Raw genomic sequence first — 20,915 nt, 5'->3', positions numbered from 1 at the left:
CGTCCTGGGAGACCCCATGAACACAGTTCACGACACAGTGGTGCAGACACCGCCTGCACCCACGAAAGACATTGTCACCCGCGGACTTCAGCAGGCGATGAAGCCACGACAGCTGGTGATGATGAGCTTGGGCGGCGCGATCGGGGCCGGGTTGTTCGTCGGTTCCGGCGCGGGGATCGCCGTCGCGGGTCCGGCCGTGCTCGTGTCCTTCCTGATCGCCGGCTTTCTCGTCGTGTTGGTGATGCGCATGATGGGCGAAATGGTGGCAGCCGACCCCGACAGCGGCGCCTTCTCGGTCCACGCCGAGAAGGCGATGGGGCCGATCGCGGGGCGCACCATCGGCTGGCTCTACTGGGTGCAGGTGGTCATCGTGGTGGCCGCCGAGGCAACCGCTGCGGCAGCCATCACCGCGGCGTCGATACCGGCGGTGCCGCAATGGGCGGCGGCGCTCATCTACATGAGTGTGCTGACCGCCGTGAACCTGGCGGGTGTCTCCCGATTCGGTGAGTTCGAATTCTGGTTCGCTGCACTGAAAATCGCGGCGATTGTCGGGTTCCTGGGCATCGGCTCCGCGATGATCTTCGGTTGGATTCCGAGCTTCGACGCTCCCGCGCTGGCCAACCTGACGGGTCACGGTGGATTCGCCCCCAACGGGGTCACCGGCATCGCGGCCGGACTACTCATCGTGGTGTTCGCGTTCGGCGGCACCGAGGTAATGGCCATCGCGGCCGCAGAGACGTCCGAGCCGCGCCGCAACGTGAGCCGGGCGGTGCGCTCCATCGTGTGGCGAATCCTGGTGTTCTACATCGGTTCCGTTCTCATCATGGTGACGGTGCTGCCGTGGACTGCCGAGGAACTCTCCTCGGGCCCATTCGTCGCGGTGCTGAACGCCGCACACGTGCCCGGGGCCGGCGCGGTGATGACCGTCGTCGTGGTGATCGCCCTGCTGTCCTCGCTCAACGCCATGCTGTTCAGTGGTTCACGGATGATCTACTCGCTGTCCGAGCGCGGCGCCGCGGCCAAGATTTTCGGGCGGGTATCGAGCAACGGCGTACCCCGCCTCGCGGTGCTCGCGTCCGTGGCCTTCGGCTTTTTGACGGTGGTTCTCAACTACCTCGCACCCGATCGGGTACTTCCCCTGCTGCTCAACGCAGTCGGGTCGACGATTCTGGTGTTGTGGACATTCGTCACGGTGTCGCAGATCGTGTTACGCCGCCGCGCCGAGAAAGAAGGCCGCAACGATCTGCCGCTGAAGATGTGGGGTTTCCCGTATCTGTCCTATGTCGCTCTCGCCCTGCTCGCCGCCGTGGCGGTTCTGGCCCTGTTCGACGACGCAGCGCGGAACCAGCTCATCGCGACCCTCACCTTCACCTGCGCGATCACCCTGGCTTGCTGGGTCCTCGGACGCCGGCAGCGGAGGACGAGCAGCGACACTCAGTCGACTATCGAGCACGCCCACTGAGAGGTCGGCCTTCGACCGGAGGAGGACCGCGGCCGGTCAAGCGACCGGAGGAGGACCGAGGCCGGTCACGCGACCGGCGAGATCACCACGTCGTCTGCGCCAGAACCGCATCGAGGGCGGCGTAGCTCTCGTTCATGCCGCCTTCCATGCCGGATTGCAGCATGCCGTCGCGCTCTTCGGGCGTGTGGAACTGGCTGACGACCGTCAGTTTGGTGCGACCGTCGCCCAGATCGGTGTAGGTGTTGTGGTCGACCGTGACGTGCCCGGGCATACCGTCCCATTCGAAGGTGTACACGAGGCGCTCCATGGGAGCGATTTCGCGGAACCGGCCCTCGAATCCATGGGTGTCTCCCTCGGAGTGTTCGACGAAACGCCAGTGGCCACCGCGCTCGAATTCCCAGCGCTCGATGTCGAGCCGATTTCCGCGGCCCCACCACTGCGCCAGGAGGTCGGGGGTGGTGAAAGCTGCCCACACCCGTTCGCGCGGGGCATTGAAAATGCGTTCGACACGGATTTCGCGGTCCGCCGGGGTGGTGAGCGTCGCAGCCGTGGGAGGAGTGGAGGTGCTCATGAGGTGCCTTCCGTTCGTGTGAGGAATTCATCCAGACGGTCCAGTCGGCCCTGTAGAGACGTTTGGTAGTCCCGTATCCAGGCCACCTCGCGCTCGAGGGAATTCACGCCGAGCATGCAGTACCGCACCCGCCCACGTTTTTCCGTCACGACCATGCCCGCAACCTCGAGCAGGTGCACGTGCTTTTTGATGCCGGTGAGTGTCATCTCGAAGTGCTCTGCCAAATCGCTGATCGTGCTGGCGCCCCGGCCGAGTCTCTGCAGAATTCCGCGTCGCGTGGGATCGGCCAGTGCGGCGAACGAAGTGTCGAGAGCTGAATGCTGAACCATCTAGTTCAGTGTTTCACTCACTGGGGGTGCCGTCAACCCCCGGCCTGCGCGCAGCTCGGGTCACGGCGTCTCGGAGCCGATACGGATGGATAACGAATCCGGTTGCCCCGCCCGCGCTACCGAAGCCGCCGACCATCGCCGGTTAGCGTGTACCTCGGGGCGGGGAGAAGAAAGGGGGACGCGCATGGCCGGGTCGGAGGAAGCAGGCGACCGTGTTCCCTTACCTCGCAGCCTGACACTCGTGATCGGGTTGGTGGTGAGCGCGACGGTGGCCGCCGCCTTGGTGCTCGGCCCCATCGATCCGTGGACCCCTGACATCGGGTTGTTCACCGGGGGCGCCGACCTCCACGTGTACCGGGACGGTGGGTGGCGGGTGCAGCACGACCTGCCGCTCTACGGTGGCCCCGTCGTACTCGGATTGCTGTACACCTACACCCCGTTCTCGGCACTCGCCTTCGTCCCGCTCGAGCGGATCCCCGGCGCCTACGTCGACAACCTGTGGATGGCACTGAATCTGTTCGTGCTCGCCGCGTGCATCGTGCTGTGCTGCCGGATCCTCGGCTACCGGATCACCCCCTACCTCCTGCTCGTCACGGCCCTGGCGACCCTCACGTGCACTTTCCTCGAGCCGGTACGGACAACCCTGTTCTACGGCCAGATCAATCTGGTGCTGATGCTGCTGGTGCTGTGGGACTTCTCCCGGCCGAATTCCAGCCGACTGCGGGGAGTGGGGACGGGGATCAGCGCCGGAATCAAACTGACTCCTGCGTATTTCGTGCTGGTGTTCCTGGCCTTGCGCCAGTGGCGTACGGCTGCCGTCGCCATATCGGCCTTCCTCGCGACGGTGGGTGTGGCCTGGGCGGTGATCCCCGGTGATTCGCGGCAGTATTGGACCAGCACGTTCTTCGACTCGACCCGCATCGCCGACAACAGACATCCGTCGAACCAGTCTCTGCGTGGCACCCTGGCCCGGCTGACCGACGGACAGGCGCCGCTGTGGCTGTGGTTCGTCCTGGCCGCGACCGTCACCGTTGTCAGCATTTTGGTATCGGTGCGGTTGTACGAGCGCGGCGAGCACCTCCTCGCGGTCGCCCTCAGCGGCCTCACCATGGCCGTGGTGTCGCCGTACTCCTGGAGTCATCACTGGGTGTGGTTGATTCCCCTGCTCGTCTGGTTGGTGCACCGCGCGCTGACCGTGAGCCGACTCTGGTGGTGCGCCGCGGCGGGATTGTTCGCCGCGACCGCGGCGTGGCCGTACTGGTGGAGCACGGACTTCATCGTGATCGGCCTGTTCCTGTACCCGCCCTCGTGGCCCGTGGCCCCGGTATTGCAGAACATCTACCTCGTCGTCTACGTGCCGGTCCTCGTCGCGTCGGCCGTGTTCGCGCGCAGAACGCGACCCCCCGCCCTGGCCACGGTGCCGTCCGAGCCCGTCGATCCGGTGCTCGAGGATCCCCCGCACCTGCCGTTACGGAGTGCGTGACCGGCTTTCGCCACCGGCCGGACTCGACCGGAATATCCTGAGAGTAGTCACGTTGCCGTGGCTCCCCGCCCCGTGTCCCGAATCGAACACCATGAACGATCGCCCGCCGAGTGACGTGACGGTCGCGACCGGCCCACCCACCGAACTGGGACCGGACACGGCCGTCGCGTCTTCGCCCGTCACTGCGTCGGACAGCGGATTCGTCGTGGACAGTGGCGTCGAACAACTGGTCGCCGACTGGGAGTCGTCCGGTTCCCCGGCTGCCCTCAGCGAATACCTTCCCGATGCGGCAGCCATTCGACGGGCAGCACTGGTCGAACTGATCAAGGTGGATCTCGAATACCGCTGGCTGCGTTCGGGGCAGCCGAAACGGCTCGCCGACTATTGCCTCGAATTTCCCGAACTCCTGGCCGAACCACTGCCGGCGGATCTCCTCTACGAGGAATTCCGGGTCCGACGCGACAGCGGCGACAAGGTGGAGGCCGACGACTATCTGAAGGCGTACCCCACTCAGGCGAACCGCTTCGAGGGCCTACTCACACTGGATTCGCATCGGCAGCCGCGCACGTCGGAGCCGACGGTGGGCGACGCATTCGATGTCGGAGCCCGGCTCGAGGATTTCGAACTCGTCCGGGAATTGGGCCGGGGAGCGTTCGCGCGGGTATTCCTCGCCCGGCAACACTCGATGCAACGATGGGTAGCACTCAAGATCTCGCGCAACGTCGGCACCGAGCCGCAGACGATGGCCCAACTCGACCATCCGTACATCGTGCGCGTTTTCGATCAGCGACTCTTGGAAGAGCGCCAACTCCGGTTGCTCTTCATGGAGTACGTCCCGGGCGGCACCTTGCTGGACGTCGTCCGGTTGGTGCGCGCCACACCGCCCGACAAGCGGTCAGGGCAACTTCTCCTCGATTCGATCGACCGTGTCCTCGACGAGAAAGGAGAGATGCGGCCCGAAGATTCCAGCGTGCGCAGCGAGATCGCCGCCCTGTCCTGGCCTGAGACCGTCGCCTGGATCGGATTACGCCTCGCCGACGCCCTCGAATACGCGTGCAAACACGGAGTGCTGCACCGCGACATCAAACCGGCGAATGTCCTGCTCGGTGTCGAGGGCGTGCCCAAACTGGCCGATTTCAACGTAAGTTCCAGCGACAATGTGGCAACGCCCGGCGCTGCAGGATTCGTCGGCGGTTCGGTGGCGTATATGTCACCCGAACAGCTCGAGGCCTGCGACCCCGGTGCGGCACGAACCGCTGGTGACCTCGACACCCGAAGCGACATCTACGCACTGGGCGTCCTGCTGTGGGAACTGCTGACCGGAAGCAGGCCGTTCTCCGACGGCGAGGCGGGAGAGGCGCCGCCCTCACCGCACGTGCTCCTCGAATCGCGACGCCGCGGTGTGGACCTCGAACAGAACCCGTTGCCCGACGGTTGTCCGGCGGCGCTGCGCCGCGTCCTGGTGAAGTCACTGGCACCCGACCGGGAGGATCGGTGGTCGAGTGGACGCAAGCTCGCCCGCCAGTTCGCGCTGTGCCTCGACCCGCACGCACGCGACCTCGTCGACCCGACGCCGGGAAGCCGGCGCGCGACGATGTGGCGCTTTGCCCCGGCCATCCTGCTCGCGGCGATCGGAATCCCGAACCTGCTGGCTGCGGGGTACAACTACTACTACAACAAGGTCCTGATCATTTCCGCGCTTCCCGCCCAGGCACAGGAGAATCTCGAGCAGGTCCACCTGATCATCGGCGGTGTCGCCTTTCCCCTCGGCGCGATTCTCATCCTCTACTGGTGTCGGCTGTCGATCACGGTGCCGCGCGGTCTCAGCGAGGGCCGCACCTACAGTTCCGGCATTCTCGGCAAAGCCCGCGCCGCCACGCTGACCCTCGGTCATCGCGCCGTCGTGGTCAGTTTCGCGTTGTGGCTGGTGGCCGGCGTCGCCTACCCGATCGCTCTGCAGATCACCGCCGGCGGCATACCGCTCCGCGCGTACACGCAACTTCTGGCCTCACTTGCGGTGTGCGGCGCAGTGGCGGTGGCGTACCCGTTCTTCATCCTCACGTTCTACGCCGTCCGATGCTTGTCGCCGATCCTGCTGTCGCACGGTGAGTTGCGCAGCTCCGACTGCCGCGGCATCCGGAGCCTCGCCCGCAGCATGCCGCGCTACGTCGCGGTCGCCGCGGCGGTGCCGTTGATCGGAGTCGCCGGACTCAGTTTCGTCGGCGGCGATCCCAGCGACGCCGTCAATGCGACGGTTCGAGCATTGTGCTTGGGCGGAATCTTCGCCTTCATCGGCGTGTACCAGCTATTCCGCCGGATCGAGAGCGATCTGCGGGCGCTGGAGCGAGTCGTGCGGATAGAGGTGCCCGGCGCACCTGCCGGACGGCGTCGGTAGTCGTTCGACGTGCTGCTGCGGCTGGGAGGGCAAGGAGAAAGCCCCTGGCGCTGCCAGGTCGGGGTCCGACAGCGCCACGGGGCTCAACTGGTATTTCTCTCGAGGGCCCCTTTGTGTTACAGCCCGCCGAGTTTTCCGCCCGCCAGGCCGCCCATCGTCATGTCGTACAACACCGCCGCCAGCTCGTTGCGGCGCTCCCGGAGGTCTCGGCGCAGGTACTCGACGCTCACCGCTCGGTAGCTGACCGTGAGAACCAGCAGCAGCGATTCGAGATCCACGCCGGGAGCAATCGACGACGGATTGAGCGTCACGTACGTGCGCAGCAGGTCCCGGCAGCGCTCCTCGAGGCGTGCCGAGCGGTCCGTCAATCCGAGGTGCGGAGCGTCGTTGAGCAAAGGCGCGAGTATCCCGCGATAGCGGTCCAGCACGGCCAGGAGTTGCCCCTGGAGAGCGGGATCTCGCAGGAAGGTGCCCTGCCCGACGGATCGGTCGAGGTGCTCCCCGAAGGTGTGCGTCGTCTCGTCGAGAATCCCGTCGAGGAGAACCTCGATGATCTCGTCCTTATTGGCGAAGTACTGGTATACCGAACCCTTCGAGATACCGGCCGCCTCCGCGATGGCGCCGGTGCTGCACCCGGCGTAACCCTTGGCTTCCAAAACCTGACCAGTGGCCGACAAGATGCGTGCCACCGTCGCGTGTGAACGCTGCTGGGAAGGACCTTTCCGCTGGCCAGTGCCCATTTCCTCGACCGGTCCCTTCTGCGCCTCAATGCGACTTGTACCCGTCCGAATTGGTGGTGTGCACTGTAACTCAGCAGCCGTCAGAGCTGGTCGGAAGTACCTACGCGCCCGAATCGAGTTCATCGACATGACAGAAATGCAGACCCGGGAAACCGTGTCCGAGTTCGTCCCGCCCCGCCGATTCGCCCGTGATGTCGAGTGGGGTCGCCGGTCGATGCGGGCACTGTCACTGCTCACCCACGGAGATACGACACCGACACCCGTCGAGGAGGACCGCCACGCCCGGGCGGTGGCAAGTCAGGACGAACTCGGTGCCGCGCTCGCGCAGGCCATCCTCGTCGACAAGACGGTGACGATGGCGCAGTTCACCACCGCCCTGTCCCGCGGAATCACCGACGTCGAGCACCCCGCGCCACCACTCGCCGCCTTCTTCGACTCGGTGGATCACCGGCCCGCCTGGGTGGACGACGCACGACTCGAACGAGGAGCCGCCGTCTGCCTCCGTAGCGGCATGACAGGGCTCGATCTTCTCGCCACGGGCTCCTTGATGAACGGGTACCGGAGCTCGGCGACCACCCGACAGCTCGTGTCCACAGGCAGGCTCGTCGGCGATCGAGCGGGTGCGCGTGTCACCGAGACGGTCCGGTGGTGGTACGAGTGCGTCCTCCCCGGCGGGATGGACCGCGACCGGCAGGGCTGGCAGCTGTCGGTGCACGTCCGGTTGATGCATGCGTTCGTCAACCACAGCTTGCTGCGGGACGAGGACTGGGATGTCGCCGAATGGGGCATGCCGATCAATCAGTCGGATCAGGCCGGCACCCTCGCGCTCTTCTCGACGACCTTCCTCATCGGCCTGCGGTCGCTCGGCGTGTGGGTCTCCGCAGACGAGGGCCGCGACGTCATGCACCTGTGGCGGTACATCGGATGGCTGATGGGCATCGACGACCACTGGCTGGTCGACGACGAGAACACTGGGCGGCGGAACATGTGCCAGATCGGGATGTTCGCGCCCGGGCCGGACGACAACTCGCGGATTCTGGCAGACGCACTACAGAAATCCTGGGGCAACTTCTCCTACGACCGTGCGCAATCGTTGCGACGCAGAATCAACCGGCAGCGCCTCCTCAGCATCCAGCGCCTGTTCTCCGGCAAGGCCGGGATGCGGGAGCTGGGACTGCCGGCCACACTGGCCTGGTATGTACCACTGGCTCTCGTCGGAAACGGTGCGTTGCACGGTGCGGCGAGACTGAGCCCGGCGGTTCGGCAGCGGGTGAGCCGGCGCTCACGGCGGCGAGTAGAACAGTGGCTCGCCGACAACGAACCGAAGCGTGGGCCCGGTCAGCGCCGTTCGTAGAGTCCGCGGATGTACGCGGCCTGCCCGGCGTGCTGCAGATCGTCGGAGATCACGCTGATCAGCCGCACGCCGAGAGTGACCGGCGGATCCCAGTTCTCGTCGACGATGCGATCGAGGTCGTCCGTACCGATCGACTGGACGTAGTCGACGGTTCGGTCGTGGACCGCATCGTGGTATCCGAGCAGAAGTCCGGCTGCGGTCGTCACCCTCGCCACCTCGGCGGACGACTGCCCGTACCCGATCGCGGCCACCGGGAAAGGCAGGTCGAATCGTTCACACCAGCCGCCCGACGTCCACACCTGCTCGGTGCCCGCGACCCCGGCAACGTGGTCGTCCTGCACCCGGGTGAGATGCCAGACCAACCAGGCGATGGTGTTCGCGTCCTCGTCCACCCGATACGTCAGTGCGTCAGACGGTAATTCGGACAGCGCCTCGTGCACGGTCTCCTGGATACGGTCGAAAGCGTCGGTCAACAGCGCACTGTGATCCACAATGCTCCCCTCGTCGCGTATACGTTTTTCCTGTCCACTATGACCGTTCGGGTACCCGGGCGGGCAGAGATGTGACACCGGACGGGCATATCTCCTACGTCACCGACCACCCTGTGTCGCGTTCCCTTGCCACCGGCCGCGCCGGTGCCACGCCGCGGTCCGCTCGACGCATCGTGGATTACCCACTACGACGAACCGGACCGACGACGTGTCACCCGCGACGGCGCACAACAATTACCCGTCAGTCGAGCGGTGCCCACCTCGAGCCCACCAACAGGCGCCGATAAGTCCGCTCAATGGCGGACACCACCCGTTTCAGCCGACCGCGACTGGCACCTGCGCCTGAGCGTCATGGAAGGCTTGCTTGATCTCCGCCGAAATCCGGCCGCGGGAAGACACGTTCCTGCCCTCCCCGATCGCCCACTCACGAATCGCCTTGATCATGTTCTTCGCCGGAGCCGCCTTCCCCGTAGCCGTCGTCTTCGCGACCGTCATCTTGGTGGGCGTCGTCTTCGCGGGAGACTTCTTCACAGCCGTCGTTCGCGGACCCTTGGTCTTGGCGGCCGCCGTCCTCGAGGGAGCATTCTTCGCGGCTCGCTTCCTTGCAGGCGCCGCTTTTACCTGAACCTTCTTCGCCGCAGCGTCATGGAAGGCTCGCTCGATCTCGGCCGAAATCCGGCCACGGGAGGACACTTCAAGACCCTGCCCGATCGCCCACTCACGAATCTCCTTGGTCATCTTTTTCGCGGGAGCTACCTTCTCCGGAATCGCCGATTTCGCGGCCTTAGTTTCCGCGGCCGTGGTTTTCTCGACCGTTGTTTTTGCGGGAGCCTTCCTCGCGGCTGACTTCTTCGCGGTCGCCGCTTTTACCTGAACCTTCTTTGCCGCAGCGTCATGAAAGGCTCGCTCGATCTCGGCCGAAATCCGGCCACGAGAGGACACATCGAGACCCTGCCCGATCGCCCACTCACGAATCTCATTGGTCATCTTCTTCGCTGGCGTCGTCTCCGTCGCCGTCGTTTTAGCAGCGGCCGCTTTCGCCGCCGCCTTCTTCGCCGGAGCCTTTACCGGAGCCGTCTTCACGCCCGTCGTTCCCCCGGCCTTCTTCTTCGCGGCCGCCTTCTTCTCAGCTGCCTTATTCACCCGCGCCGCTTTTACCTGAACCTTCTTTGCCGCAGCGTCATGAAAGGCTCGCTCGATCTCGACCGAAATCCGGCCACGAGAGGACACATCGAGACCCTGTCCGATCGCCCACTCACGAATCTCCTTGGTCATCTTCTTCGCTGGCGTCGTCTCCGCGACTGCCTTCTCCACATCCGCCGTCTTCTTCGCCGGCGCCTTGCTCGCCGTCGTCTTCGCGACCGTCGTTCTCACGGGCGTCGTCTTCGCCGCTGACTTTTTCACCCGCGCCGCTTTTACCTGAACCTTCTTCGCCGCAGCGTCATGGAAGGCTCGCTCGATCTCGGCCGAAATCCGGCCACGAGAGGACACATCGAGACCCTGCCCGATCGCCCACTCACGAATCTCCTTGGTCATCTTCTTCGCTGGCGTCGTCTCCGCGACTACCTTCTCCACATCCGCCGTCTTCTTCGCCGGCGCCTTGCTCGCCGTCACTCGCTTCACCGGTGCCTTCTTCGAAACAGACTCCTTCGAAACAGCCTTCTTCGCCGGCTCCGCTTCTATCCGAACCTTCTTTGCCGCAGCGTCATGAAAGGCTCGCTCGATCTCGGCCGAAATACGGCCACGAGAGGAAACTTCGAGACCCTCCCCGATCGCCCACTCACGAATCGCCTTCGTCCTGTTCTTCGCCGATTCTTCGGAGCTCCTCGGTGATACCGCCATCGTGCTCTCTTTCTTCGCCGGGCAATCGTCAAACGCACACAATAACCGCAGGTGTCTCCCCGTGATCAGGAAGCTCACCCAAACGTACCTTGTGACGTTTACGACATCGCCCATCTGGGCAGACCAAACACGACACCGTTCGAGCTCCACACTAACCGCGCGATGAACTTCACATATTCGAATAGCGCACGCTGACAACCTGATTCCCGAATTTGTCCACGAGCATACTTCGATGGCTGCTTCACGTTCATTTGCATTAGCACCTACGGGATTCAAATTCCGGGCACGCGACCCATTGCGCATACAAAATTGCCAGACCGACCAGCGTCCGCCGGCCGATCGGCTCGCGGACTGGCCATCAGCTCGCCCGTCGCGGTGCGGTTCCGTGCAGTGGATCGCACGCCCACCCCCACGAATGTCATCGGAGCCCGGCCGTGTTCGCTAGCGAGCCGTAAAGGACGAGGAAACGAATTCCACGCATTGCCGGCGGCCCGTACCCGCGTACCGAGCCGCGCGTGAAGACAAAAACAGGCACCCCACCCCGCCGGATGACCGATTCCGAATACGTGTCTGAACACGACTATGGAAGAACCCAACCTGCTCACTACCAGCTAGAGGCATCCATGCTCGAAAACACCGCCCCACCGCCTACGACCGCCACGGCAACCTTCCTTCCCACCGCTGCACACATCAACATTCCCTGTCTAGCTCAACCGGAGCGCAACCGAACCGGAAACCGAGCAGTCCGTCGGCGGCGCACACAGACCGGGATTCCCGCAGACTCTCCCCAGCTCGACTGGTCACGGCAGGCTCTGCGGGCCTGTGATCTTCTCGCCAGCGTGCAATCCATCAGCTCCTCGGATCGGGCCCTCGTTGCTTTCGCGATCGAGTGGGCTCCCTACGGCGGTGCCGACGCCGAGGAGCTGTTCATCAAATTCGGCGTACAACGAAACCGGTTCCTCGTTCTACTCCAAGCCGCGATGACCCCGAGGCCGTCGGACCTCGCACGCCTGAGGATTCTCAAGGCCTCCCTCTGCGACGATCTCGTCCGTGCGTGGAACGGATCGCCGACACGCAACTGAACGTCGCCCGCACCTCGTCGCCGCTCATGCCATCGGGCCAGACTTCGCCGGACTCCTCGATCGGGTCATGGGAAGTAGGACGCATAGCCCCTGAAAGGAACCTGGCCGGTGGGGCTCGCCCGTACGGCGTCGGCAACTGCCGGCGGAATGGGAGCCCAGTGGGCAGGCATCGCGGCGGCCAGGGACGGATTCAGTATGTAGAGCAGGGCGAAGTTCACTATCCAGAGCGGCGGTGCCATCGACATGCCAACTTCCGAACGCACACCCCCCTTGGTGTTGGTCACCAATTGAGCTGCGCCCGACATCTGTTGCGACGCGAAGCCGTAGATCGCTTGCACCGTGTATGCCGATCGATAGAGCGCTATCAGGGTGTGTGTCGCACCGTTGTTCCTCAACCATGTGCCCACGTAACCGCCGGGGGCGATCAGAGAGTTCACTTGCCTCGTCGGCGCATCCGCGTTGGCCGGACTTTCCAGCAATCCGCTGGTGTTCACGTAAAGGCCGTAGCTGGCCAGGACCGACGGTGTGGGGTGACCGTCGATGTCGGAATAGAGGGGACGACCGTTCGTATTGGTGAGGATTCGGGCGCATGCCTCGATCACCTCGGCCGCTCGCTGGCCGAGTGGCTCGTTGAGCTGACTCGGACTGGCCACGTGCGTCGGTGCGAGGCCTTCATAGCCAGGCGCTCCGGCGAAGGGATCGACAACCCGGTGTCGACGGTTTCTGCCGCTGGTGGGCCGTAGGCGGGTTGCACCGCGTCGATGACCCGAACCCGATATTCTCGTGCCGCGCATACGTCAACCTCCCAGAACACCGTCGGGCGAGCCGGCACAAGCTTGAGTTCCAAGTCAAACGCCGTGACAGTGATGCGTCAAGACTTGCGGCAGGTACCTCCTGCGAGTGCCCGGGGTGAAGTTCGTCGAGTGTCCCCCGTGAATAAGGGGGTTTCAAGCCGCCGACGACGTTGCGGCGGAATCGCATCCGTATCGGGGCGTGGACGGCCTGGCTGTTAAGCATGGTTTGGTACCGACGCCGACGCCGACTTCACCGGCCCGGGCAATCCCCACCCAGGCAGGACAACATCCCGGGTTCATTCGAACCGCAATCCTAATTTCGCCGCGAACACACCACACGGCGGCAGATAATTGTGGTACCGGCGAAAACCGAAGCTCGGGAAGGGTCAGCCATGTCCGATCGTAGCTCGGGAGTGAGTCCAGCGAGTTCCGAGTTTCCATCTGGCAAACAAGCTTTCGCGGCCGGTACGTCGTTGGGGGCCGCCGTCGTCATGGTCACCGTCGGCATCATCCAGTTCTTCCAGGGCATCGCGGCGGTCGCCGAGAACGAAGTGTTCGTCAGCGGCATCGACTACGCCTACAAGTTCGACCTCACCACCTGGGGCTGGATCCATATCATCCTCGGCGTGCTCGTCGCGATCGTCGGCCTGGCCCTGCTGACCGGCGCCGGGTGGGCCCGCGTGTCGGCCATCGTCATCGCGGCCATTTCGATCTTGGCGAACTTCCTCTGGCTGCCCTACTACCAGTGGTCACTGCTGATCGCCCTCGACGTCGTCGTCATCTGGGCTGTCTCGACGTGGAATCCGGAACCAAATATCAGAAACGCGAACCTTCGCGGTACCGGCACTCCCGCTCGGTAAGTCGGCCGAAATCGCGGGCAATGGGGACAAAAACGAGCGGAGAACGGGTGACGACCCAGGAAGCACCTTATCTCGACGTTTACCCGTTCTGGTGAACATCCGCGACTTTCTTGAGAACACAGTGAAGCGAACGGGAGTGACAACAATGACGTACACATACAAGGTCGTCGAGGTCCGCGAGAAAATGATCGGCGGCAAAATGTCCGGCGGCAAACTCGAAGACCTGCTCAACCAGTACGCCCAGCAAGGATGGCGTCTGAAAGCGATAACTTCGTCCGATGTCAAGGGCAGAATCGGCCCTGGCAGCGTGGAGGGACTGCTGATCACGTTCGAACGCGAAAGCTGAGCAGGTCCGGACACGATCAGCCGACGTGTTCTTCGCGCCGAACATCACTTTGGCCGTGAGGCCGGGACCGGGCGAGGCCCCGGGAGCGAGGGACCGGTGTCGGCGGCCGTTCACCACGCCCGGGTGGATGTGGTCACACTGGCCTTTTATTCCCGGGCCGCGCTGACTCTCAGCCGCGCACAGCGAGAAACTCTCGAGATCTTCGGTGCCATCGAGGTCGACATCGATGCCTAGCTCGCCCAACTCGGAGCGGTTACAGGTGCTCGATGGTGCGCTTACCGATCGAGGTGGTCAGGGCGTCGAGTTCGGCGAGAACGCCAGTAGCACACCAAATCTGGTTGCGTTTACTTTCAGACAGCACCTCGAGGACTCCTGCAGCGGTGAGCCGGGCGAGCGCGCGGTACGTGCTGGCGTCGGTGGTGCCGGTGATCTGCTGAGCTGTGTCGGCGCTGAAAATCGGGGTGCCGAGCAGGGCGTCGATGATCTTCTCGTCGGCGGAGTTGCTGCGCGGCCGGGCGATGTCCCGCCAGTAGACCGGAAGTTCGGCCAGTGCGCGGGCCGAGTCCTGCGCAGCTTCGCTGGAGACGATCGCGGCGCGGGCGACGTACTCGACGAACCCGTCGGCATCCCCCGCTCGGTAGCGGGTCAGGTGGTCGAAGTAGCGGCGGGTGTCGGCGAGCATCACAGACGCCAACGGGACGGTGACCCGGTGGGTCAGGCCGCGGCGGCGCAAAATCGCGCTGATCAAGGCGCGGCCGATGCGTCCGTTGCCGTCGGTGAACGGGTGGATGGATTCGAACTGGGCGTGCGCGATGGCAGCCTGCGCGATGATCGGCAGGTCTGTGCGGCTTGCGAACATGAGCAGGTCCGTCATCAGCTCGTCTACCAGGTCCGGTGGCGGGGGTATGAACAGTGCGTCGATCGGGGTGTAGTCACTACCACCGATCCAGTTCTGCACGTCGCGGAGTTGGCCGGAGTCGCGGGCGGTGTAGTAGTCCGGCGCCATCAGCAATCGATGCGCACCGAGCAGGGTATCAGCGGTGATCGGGCCGTCGCCGGCAGCGTCGACCATTGCAACCAGGGCCTTGACGGCGGCGAGCTGCGACTTGGCCTCCTCGCTAGCCTTGCCACCGGCCAGCGCCTTGCCGAATGCCCGCCAGCCCGCGTCGATGTGCTCGATCTTCGATGACGCGACCGACTCGCTCCGGAGCAGGAAGTCTGACAGGGGCGCCAGGTGCTCGTCGAAGCCCGCTTCGAGTCGGGCGACAGCGATGACGGCCTCCTCGTGTGCGCGGGCGACAACACCGACCAGATCGCAATCGAGCGAGCCGATCATCGGCGGGATCGAGACGTCGACGGTCTCCAGGGTGCGGTCCGCGCGCGAACCCTGCCGATGACGCGGACTCCAGTCCCGGGTCTCGGTGTGGTGCTCTGGCCAGATCACCAGCTCTCCTCCAGGGAACAAACGTAGACAACCTAAAGCGTAGCGTATCTGTTATAGGTAAAACGTAGTTAAGGGTGTGGGTGGTGTACAAATCAGACGACAGGGCGCGGCAACGTGTCCGGTTACGCATTCACCGGCAGCGCGAGCACGACCTCCAGCTCGTTCGCAGGGAGGTAGTGGACGTCGAGTACCCGTCCCACCTGCACGTGCGCGACGCTGCGTGAGGGCAGGAACTTCTCGACGCGGGTGGTGAATGTCGATCCGTCGGGTCGGCTGACTACAAGGCCGAGGTGCACCTTGGGATGCCCGTTGCGAATCTCCCCCGGAACGCTGAGTGACTGCACCACCGCCTGGGCCGCGACTCCCCGCGCGGCGATGTCGAGCTTGTCCACAGAGGTGATGCCCTGCCGGATCATGGTGTGATTCCACGCTTCGGTGACCGCGGCGGTGTCGCCTGAGCGGTCGATCTCGACCTTGTCCGTGCGCCCCGGCACGTACCGCACGGGTAACACGACACCGGGCCGGAGCAGCGCCAGTTCAGTAAGCGGCACAATCATTTTCGCGTGAGACTCGAATGTCTTGCCGTCGGCGTCCTCGATACCGAGATCGATTCGGACCTCCGGCTGATCGTTGAGGGTCATCCCGGTCTGCCGTACCGCGCGCACGGTACCGATCCCGACCGACCCGTTGCGGAACGCTGCGCTGTTCGTTCCGGTCAGTGCCGCCATCACGCTGTCGCCGGTGAAGGCGAAAACCATGATGAGGAGGGTCGTCGCGAGGATCGGCCAGATCATCTGCGGCCCGACCCACGCGAGACCTTCGATCCCGTAGTCCGTTGCCCCCTGGTTACCGAGGCCGTACCAGAGGTAGTAGCCGACGGAACCGACGAAGAACGTGAGAGCTGTGATGCGCAGGATCTTGTTCATGATGTTCCCTTTCGATACGTGTGGGTGGTGAGGGCAGTGCCCCGGCGCGCGCGAATCAAAGCAGAATCTGTCCGAGACTCGCGCGCGCCGTGGTGATAAGTGGTGTGCGGCTCAGCCGCCGACGATGGTGGAGCACGCGAAGGTGAGGTCGAACTTCGCCGTGATCGGCGCGGTCGGATTGCTCATGTCGGGAGCGCCGACGCCTTCCCCCGTCACCTTGTACACATCACCGTCCTTCACGACCGTCGCTGTGCCGCCGGGCATTCCCTGGCCGAATCCGAGGGCGTAGGGCAGCCCGTTGGACCCGCCCTTGCTGCCGGCGATTCCGACGGCCTGCACGGTGTCCGCGCCGGTGATGGTCGCGCTCACGGCCAGGTCCCCGTACGTGGCATTGCCGGTGTCGGCGAGAGCCAGCGCCAGGGTGTCACCCTGCTTGGCGCAGGTGGCGTCGAATGTGGCGTCCAACGCCTTCCCGTCGATGACGGCCGCGGACGCCCCGGCCGGGCTCGCGGCGTTCGACGTCTCCGAGGCGACCGTGGGGGCGTCGGAGCTGTCATTGGACCCTTCGCTGTCACTGCAACCCGAGAGCAGCAGGGCTGCAGCCGCAATCGCGACGATACCTGCGGTGTATGCGCGCTTCGGCTGAGTCCGAATGATCTTGTTCATGATCCGTCCTTCACATGTCGTGAGGGGCGCTCGGCGCCCGTCTCCGATCTCTTCGGCCCGCGGTGTGGGGCCGATGGCTAAAAGGTATGGACGGCCCGCGCCCTACCGATCCCAGATTTCTGCCGACCTCCGCCGAGCGCACCTGCGGTAGCCTGCTCGAATGCGGACGGGAGCGAGGGGGGCGACGGCTACTCGGCGACCCCGCGCCATGGTCCTGGACGAGGTGTGGCGGGAACTGGACGGCGTCGAACCGCTCAGCGGCCCGGACGGCGGGCCGCTCAGCCGCACAGTCAAACTGATCCTCGATCCGCTGGTGATTCGCCCGGTGCAGAACCCGGCGTGCGCCGGTCCGGTCGTCTCCTCCGACGGCGCGGAGCTTCTGGCCACACGCCTGCACGCCTCCGCTGATCTGCTGCATGCAACGGCAGCATGGTTCACGCTGCTCAAGCGGGTCCGCCGGACACTACGGATCACCGAGGGCAACCCGCAGGACCTGTACTTTCAGCGCTGTTTCGAGCTGGCCACCACGGCCGGCCCACCGGACCCTGACCGCGGCGAGTCGATCGCGGCAGACACCCTGCGCGACGTGCACGAATACTCGGCCGGACGCACCACTCAGGCGTTGAAAGCCCACATCACCGACCCGTCGCAGGCCCGGCAACTCACGGCACTCATCGATCTCGCCTGGGGCCGACGACCGCTCTCGCGCGTCGCGCTCGAGGACGACACCTCGAAGATCGAGGCACTTCTCGACGCCTGCCCAGGCGCACGGCTCGATGAATCGGACGACTCCGGCCAGTGCGTGTTCGACGGGTTGGTCTCCCGTTCCGCTGGAACCCACTTCGGAATTGCGCTGTGGACACCCGCCCCTGCCTACCCGGCTCACGAGCTGGGATTGACCACACATCCGGTGCCTGTGGCACCCGTCCTGGGAATGTCTGCATCCACCGCGGCACTGGGGCTTCCCTTCGACCGCACCGTCCACGAACGTGTTTTCACCGTGCTGCGCGCCTCAAGTGAGCGAGCCGAACTTCCGCCCGTCGCCGAGTTGGTCACGACCGAGATCGCGCGGAGTTGCTCGCCGTGGGCACTGCTCGACGAGTCGCTGCGGGTGGTTGCGACCGCGGGGGCCACACTGGCCGTCGACTTACGGCCGATCGCGGCCGGTGATCGTGATCCTGCGGCCGACACGGCCTCGAGCCGGGTGATCAACAGCCGCTGGCAGCGCGAAGCGTATGTACTGCAGGCTCGCCGGCTCGCGCTGAGCACCGACGACCGGTCTCTGCCCGACACCAATCCGCTTGCCGCCATCGCCGCCGAACTCCGGAAGCCGTGGCAGCCGTACCTGCGGCGCCTGTGGGTGCGCTTGCACGGCCGCGACGCCCGAGAGTCGTCGGTGCACGCACTCGACGAGGTGTGGGACCTCCTCGACGGCGTCGCCCGATCGGTCATCCTCGACCACCGGATGCGGGTCAAGCAGGCACTGAGCGTGCTGCCGCTCGCCGACTCCACCGATTCGTCCCGATCTCGGGCAAGCTGATGCCCGACTCGGTGACGGTGCGGGCGGTAGCCGGAGACCTCTGGGTGATCACTCCTGGCGACGGCCCCAGCGTTCTGGACGACGACCCGGGTATCGACGTCGCCGTCCTGGAGGTCGCCGGTGGTCATCTCAGCTGGAGTGTGCTCACCGAACCCGCCCCACCCACCGCCGTGATCGACGACGTCACCTCCGCACAGGACTGGGTGTGGGCGCTATACGGGGAGGCAGTCGCCCTGGCGCTGGCCGAGTCCGCAGTCGCCCTGGCGCCGGGCGAGACCGGTGGGTCTGTGCATGAGGTCGAAAACAGGCCGGCACGCCCGCGCCTGGCCGCGAATGCTCGGCGACTCGCCTTCGCGCTGTGGGCCGCACGCTGGTGGCCGGCCTCGACGATCGATGCCATACCAGCCCTCGACGACGCCCTGCTGGACCGCGACATCGCCGGACTTGTCGACGACTGCGAGTCGGTGGTCGCCGGCGCCGACGCAGTCCTCATGGCCGTGCCACCGCGGCCGGCAGGAAACGCGGCGCGCGCGGACGATTACGCACTCGCGGCCGGCACTGCGACGGCGGTCCGGGCCGGCACCCTCGTGCTGGCGCGAGGGACGGGCGGAACCGATTGGCGCCGTTGCCCTCCCGGCCTGATCGACGCATCCGAACGGGCAGTGTCCTGGGAGGTGCAGCGGGTCGCCGGCAACACCACCGTGCGCGTGGCAGTGGTGGGAGCGCCGAATCTAGCTGGGGCCGTGCCCGCACACCTACGGCCACGGGCGACCGTGGCCGGCGCCGATACTTTCCGCACCGCCGACGTCGAACTACACCTGATCGGCGACACCTGGGTCGGCGACACCGACGCCCCACCGGGATCGGAACAAGGGGTCACCGTGAACGTCTACCTGCCTGGCTTCGGCGGAAACCTCCACCAAGAACTCGGCGGGCGCGACGTCCGCGATCGAATCCGCGACCTCGCGCGACAGCGACTCCAGCGCGCCGCTGCACCGGATTCGGACGACGACAGCGACGTGCCCCTGCTCGCCGAGATCGACGCCGCCGCCTCGGAAGCGGATTTCTGACATGACGGATCCCTTGTCACCGGACGAAGCTCGTGAACTGCTCGCCGTAGGCGGCGCCGCCTACGGTCGCGGTGATCTCACGGCAGCGCTGGCGACCTTCGAGCAGGTTGCGCGCAGCGCCACCGGTGATCTACGTATCAGCGCAATGATCAACGCCGCGAGCATGTCAGACGAGTTGGGTGACCACGCCGCGGCCGTCGACCGCTATCACGAGGCCCTCGCGGCCATGCCGGCCGACGCCCGCCGGATTCGGCCCGCCGCGTTGATCAATCTGTCCCAGGCCCTCCAGCACGTGGGCGACCTCGACGGTGCGCAGACGGCACTCGAGCAGGCGCGCTCCCTGCTCACGGACGGCGCCGACGACCTCGAGGACCTCCGCGTCCCGTGCCTGTTGTCGTTGACGGCCGTTGCCATCCACCGTCAGCAATGGGCCTACGCTGCCGACCTGGCCCACGAGTCACTGGAAGCCGCAGTACGTTCCGCGCCGAATCTCGCTGGTCACCCGTTGATGAATCTGGCGGCCGTCCATTTCGAGACCGGCCGATTCGACCTCGCCGACGACTTCGCCGGCCAGGCGCTGGCCGCCTTCGACGAGGCCGGTGACAGCAACGCGTTCGCCGAAACGCAGCAGAATCTGGGGATCATGCGTGCCCGGTCGGGGCGTCACGAGGATGCCGAGCCACTGCTGCTGGAAAGCCAGAGGTACTTCGAGCAGTCCGGTGTCGGACATCGGGTGGGGGTCGGGCTGAAGGTGCTGGCGTTTGTGGCGGAGCGACGCGACCAGACAGAACGTGCGAGCGCGCTCTACCGGCGGAGCGTCGAACACTTCGCGGAGTCGGGGGCCGTACTCGATGTCGCGGACGTCAACACTCGTCTGGCGACACTGGCTTTCAGCGCCGGCCGGCGAGACGAGGGTGAGGCCCTGTTGGCTTCCGCTGTCGAAACGTATGCCGAACTGGACCTGGGATTGCACTGCGCACAGGTCGACGTCTGGCACGCGACGCTGTTGGAAGCGGCGCTGAACGTCGACCCCGACGGGGCGCTGCACAAACGAGCCGTCGACCTCGCGGTGCCCGCGGCCCTCACCATCGACGCCGTCCGCTACTCCCTTCCCAACGGGTTTCAGCGCGAGCAGTGGAACCGGCACGTCGCGGACCCGGCCATGGCGTTGGCCTTCCGCCTCTCCTACGGTTGCGGTGACGCCCTTCTCGTCGGTGATCTCATCGAGGCACACTGCGCGCGAACAGCACTCGATATCGGCCGCTCCACCGGCAGCGCGGCGCCGACGTTGCCACTCGTGATGCCCGACCTTCCCGACCGCACTCCCGACATGTCGACCGCACTGCACCTCGGTGCCGCGCTGGCCGGGGTCGCCGCGGGTGCCGGCCTCCCTGTTTCGCTGCCACCGCAGCTCACGATGTCAGTCGGTGGCCGTGTTGCGCTCGAGCCGTACATCGCGGAGGCCGAGAAGCGGTACGGGCGGCCGATTCGCGACAGCCGATCGGTTCCGGCGTGGTGAC

Annotated in this window: 20 protein-coding genes; 11 read left to right on the top strand and 9 right to left on the bottom strand. The window is 65.4% G+C overall.

Annotated elements, in window-relative coordinates:
- The first annotated feature begins 16 nt into the window (after window positions 1–16).
- Window positions 17–1,462, top strand: coding sequence for an amino acid permease (locus ACH49N_RS11245; RefSeq protein WP_397504506.1), 1,446 nt, complete (start codon window positions 17–19; stop codon window positions 1,460–1,462).
- Window positions 1,463–1,544: 82 nt separating this feature from the next.
- Here the strand turns inward: ACH49N_RS11245 and ACH49N_RS11240 are convergent, their stop codons facing one another.
- Window positions 1,545–2,033, bottom strand: coding sequence for an SRPBCC family protein (locus ACH49N_RS11240; RefSeq protein ID WP_213575735.1), 489 nt, complete (start codon window positions 2,031–2,033; stop codon window positions 1,545–1,547).
- Entirely contained in the window at window positions 2,030–2,362 is a 333-nt protein-coding gene (locus tag ACH49N_RS11235) for a metalloregulator ArsR/SmtB family transcription factor (RefSeq protein WP_358272398.1), read from the bottom strand. Before ACH49N_RS11235 ends, ACH49N_RS11240 begins: the two co-directional genes overlap by 4 nt.
- A 184-nt stretch (window positions 2,363–2,546) precedes the next feature.
- Between ACH49N_RS11235 and ACH49N_RS11230 the strand changes: the two genes are divergently transcribed.
- Both ACH49N_RS11230 and ACH49N_RS11225 read left to right on the top strand, forming a co-directional pair.
- Window positions 2,547–3,845, top strand: a complete 1,299-nt coding sequence (locus ACH49N_RS11230; RefSeq protein WP_358272400.1) for a glycosyltransferase 87 family protein — start codon at window positions 2,547–2,549, stop codon at window positions 3,843–3,845.
- Window positions 3,846–3,936: 91 nt separating this feature from the next.
- Window positions 3,937–6,240, top strand: a complete 2,304-nt coding sequence (locus ACH49N_RS11225; protein WP_358272401.1) for a serine/threonine-protein kinase — start codon at window positions 3,937–3,939, stop codon at window positions 6,238–6,240.
- Between the two features lie 116 nt (window positions 6,241–6,356).
- Here ACH49N_RS11225 and ACH49N_RS11220 read toward each other — a convergent pair whose 3' ends face one another.
- Window positions 6,357–6,929 (bottom strand): TetR/AcrR family transcriptional regulator, encoded by a 573-nt coding sequence (locus ACH49N_RS11220; protein WP_358272403.1) that lies wholly within the window; start codon window positions 6,927–6,929, stop codon window positions 6,357–6,359.
- 178 nt (window positions 6,930–7,107) lie between these two features.
- On the opposite strand from ACH49N_RS11220, the gene ACH49N_RS11215 reads away from it, so the two are divergent.
- Window positions 7,108–8,334 (top strand): oxygenase MpaB family protein, encoded by a 1,227-nt coding sequence (locus ACH49N_RS11215; protein ID WP_358272405.1) that lies wholly within the window; start codon window positions 7,108–7,110, stop codon window positions 8,332–8,334.
- Here the strand turns inward: ACH49N_RS11215 and ACH49N_RS11210 are convergent.
- Window positions 8,319–8,825, bottom strand: a complete 507-nt coding sequence (locus ACH49N_RS11210; protein ID WP_109334459.1) for a DUF664 domain-containing protein — start codon at window positions 8,823–8,825, stop codon at window positions 8,319–8,321. The genes ACH49N_RS11215 and ACH49N_RS11210 overlap by 16 nt on opposite strands.
- A 315-nt stretch (window positions 8,826–9,140) precedes the next feature.
- Window positions 9,141–10,970, bottom strand: coding sequence for a histone-like nucleoid-structuring protein Lsr2 (locus tag ACH49N_RS11205; protein WP_397504505.1), 1,830 nt, complete (start codon window positions 10,968–10,970; stop codon window positions 9,141–9,143).
- A 320-nt stretch (window positions 10,971–11,290) separates the two neighbouring features.
- On the opposite strand from ACH49N_RS11205, the gene ACH49N_RS11200 reads away from it, so the two are divergent.
- A complete protein-coding gene (locus tag ACH49N_RS11200; RefSeq protein ID WP_159923036.1) occupies window positions 11,291–11,749 on the top strand; it encodes a hypothetical protein in 459 nt (152 codons plus the stop codon).
- Window positions 11,750–11,814: 65 nt separating this feature from the next.
- Here ACH49N_RS11200 and ACH49N_RS11195 read toward each other — a convergent pair whose 3' ends face one another.
- Window positions 11,815–12,402: a hypothetical protein gene (locus ACH49N_RS11195; protein WP_397504504.1), complete on the bottom strand. Its 588-nt coding sequence runs from the start codon at window positions 12,400–12,402 to the stop codon at window positions 11,815–11,817.
- Between the two features lie 533 nt (window positions 12,403–12,935).
- On the opposite strand from ACH49N_RS11195, the gene ACH49N_RS11190 reads away from it, so the two are divergent.
- The 3 genes from ACH49N_RS11190 to ACH49N_RS11180 all read left to right on the top strand — a co-directional run bounded on the left by ACH49N_RS11190 (window position 12,936) and on the right by ACH49N_RS11180 (window position 13,983).
- The gene (locus ACH49N_RS11190; protein WP_358272411.1) at window positions 12,936–13,403 is read left to right on the top strand and encodes a hypothetical protein; all 468 of its coding nucleotides are present in this window, start codon (window positions 12,936–12,938) and stop codon (window positions 13,401–13,403) included.
- A 145-nt stretch (window positions 13,404–13,548) separates the two neighbouring features.
- Window positions 13,549–13,749: a DUF4177 domain-containing protein gene (locus tag ACH49N_RS11185; protein WP_109334463.1), complete on the top strand. Its 201-nt coding sequence runs from the start codon at window positions 13,549–13,551 to the stop codon at window positions 13,747–13,749.
- Window positions 13,750–13,845: 96 nt separating this feature from the next.
- Window positions 13,846–13,983, top strand: coding sequence for a hypothetical protein (locus tag ACH49N_RS11180; protein ID WP_358272413.1), 138 nt, complete (start codon window positions 13,846–13,848; stop codon window positions 13,981–13,983).
- A gap of 19 nt (window positions 13,984–14,002) precedes the next feature.
- On the opposite strand, the gene ACH49N_RS11175 is transcribed toward ACH49N_RS11180, so the two are convergent.
- The 3 genes from ACH49N_RS11175 to ACH49N_RS11165 all read right to left on the bottom strand — a co-directional run bounded on the left by ACH49N_RS11175 (window position 14,003) and on the right by ACH49N_RS11165 (window position 16,785).
- Window positions 14,003–15,193: a Fic family protein gene (locus tag ACH49N_RS11175; protein ID WP_358272415.1), complete on the bottom strand. Its 1,191-nt coding sequence runs from the start codon at window positions 15,191–15,193 to the stop codon at window positions 14,003–14,005.
- A gap of 122 nt (window positions 15,194–15,315) precedes the next feature.
- Complete coding sequence (locus ACH49N_RS11170; RefSeq protein ID WP_358272417.1) at window positions 15,316–16,119, bottom strand: hypothetical protein; 804 nt, start codon at window positions 16,117–16,119, stop codon at window positions 15,316–15,318.
- 111 nt (window positions 16,120–16,230) lie between these two features.
- Window positions 16,231–16,785, bottom strand: coding sequence for a lipoprotein LpqH (locus ACH49N_RS11165; protein ID WP_358272419.1), 555 nt, complete (start codon window positions 16,783–16,785; stop codon window positions 16,231–16,233).
- Between the two features lie 208 nt (window positions 16,786–16,993).
- On the opposite strand from ACH49N_RS11165, the gene ACH49N_RS11160 reads away from it, so the two are divergent.
- The 3 genes from ACH49N_RS11160 to ACH49N_RS11150 are packed head-to-tail and all read left to right on the top strand — an operon-like array spanning window position 16,994 to window position 20,914.
- Window positions 16,994–18,325, top strand: coding sequence for a hypothetical protein (locus ACH49N_RS11160; protein ID WP_358272660.1), 1,332 nt, complete (start codon window positions 16,994–16,996; stop codon window positions 18,323–18,325).
- Window positions 18,325–19,395, top strand: coding sequence for a hypothetical protein (locus tag ACH49N_RS11155; protein WP_358272420.1), 1,071 nt, complete (start codon window positions 18,325–18,327; stop codon window positions 19,393–19,395). The genes ACH49N_RS11160 and ACH49N_RS11155 overlap by 1 nt, the downstream gene beginning before the upstream one ends.
- A 1-nt stretch (window position 19,396) precedes the next feature.
- Entirely contained in the window at window positions 19,397–20,914 is a 1,518-nt protein-coding gene (locus ACH49N_RS11150; protein ID WP_358272422.1) for a tetratricopeptide repeat protein, read from the top strand.
- Window position 20,915: the final 1 nt, after the last annotated feature.

The sequence above is a fragment of the Rhodococcus sp. NPDC019647 genome (assembly GCF_044389235.1).
Classification (GTDB): domain Bacteria; phylum Actinomycetota; class Actinomycetes; order Mycobacteriales; family Mycobacteriaceae; genus Rhodococcus_F; species Rhodococcus_F oxybenzonivorans.
The sequence above is the reverse complement of the archived record's forward strand: the minus strand, read 5'-3'. Positions and strand labels throughout refer to the sequence as shown.

Coding starts and splice junctions, on each gene's coding strand:
- ACH49N_RS11240 (WP_213575735.1), bottom strand. CDS start 2,033: ATGAGCACCTCCACTCCTCCCACGGCTGCGACGCTCACCACCCCGGCG.
- ACH49N_RS11170 (WP_358272417.1), bottom strand. CDS start 16,119: ATGAACAAGATCCTGCGCATCACAGCTCTCACGTTCTTCGTCGGTTCC.
- ACH49N_RS11215 (WP_358272405.1), top strand. CDS start 7,108: ATGACAGAAATGCAGACCCGGGAAACCGTGTCCGAGTTCGTCCCGCCC.
- ACH49N_RS11225 (WP_358272401.1), top strand. CDS start 3,937: ATGAACGATCGCCCGCCGAGTGACGTGACGGTCGCGACCGGCCCACCC.
- ACH49N_RS11235 (WP_358272398.1), bottom strand. CDS start 2,362: ATGGTTCAGCATTCAGCTCTCGACACTTCGTTCGCCGCACTGGCCGAT.
- ACH49N_RS11190 (WP_358272411.1), top strand. CDS start 12,936: ATGTCCGATCGTAGCTCGGGAGTGAGTCCAGCGAGTTCCGAGTTTCCA.
- ACH49N_RS11245 (WP_397504506.1), top strand. CDS start 17: ATGAACACAGTTCACGACACAGTGGTGCAGACACCGCCTGCACCCACG.
- ACH49N_RS11230 (WP_358272400.1), top strand. CDS start 2,547: ATGGCCGGGTCGGAGGAAGCAGGCGACCGTGTTCCCTTACCTCGCAGC.
- ACH49N_RS11165 (WP_358272419.1), bottom strand. CDS start 16,785: ATGAACAAGATCATTCGGACTCAGCCGAAGCGCGCATACACCGCAGGT.
- ACH49N_RS11155 (WP_358272420.1), top strand. CDS start 18,325: ATGCCCGACTCGGTGACGGTGCGGGCGGTAGCCGGAGACCTCTGGGTG.
- ACH49N_RS11150 (WP_358272422.1), top strand. CDS start 19,397: ATGACGGATCCCTTGTCACCGGACGAAGCTCGTGAACTGCTCGCCGTA.
- ACH49N_RS11200 (WP_159923036.1), top strand. CDS start 11,291: ATGCTCGAAAACACCGCCCCACCGCCTACGACCGCCACGGCAACCTTC.
- ACH49N_RS11185 (WP_109334463.1), top strand. CDS start 13,549: ATGACGTACACATACAAGGTCGTCGAGGTCCGCGAGAAAATGATCGGC.
- ACH49N_RS11205 (WP_397504505.1), bottom strand. CDS start 10,970: ATGCGCAATGGGTCGCGTGCCCGGAATTTGAATCCCGTAGGTGCTAAT.
- ACH49N_RS11160 (WP_358272660.1), top strand. CDS start 16,994: ATGGTCCTGGACGAGGTGTGGCGGGAACTGGACGGCGTCGAACCGCTC.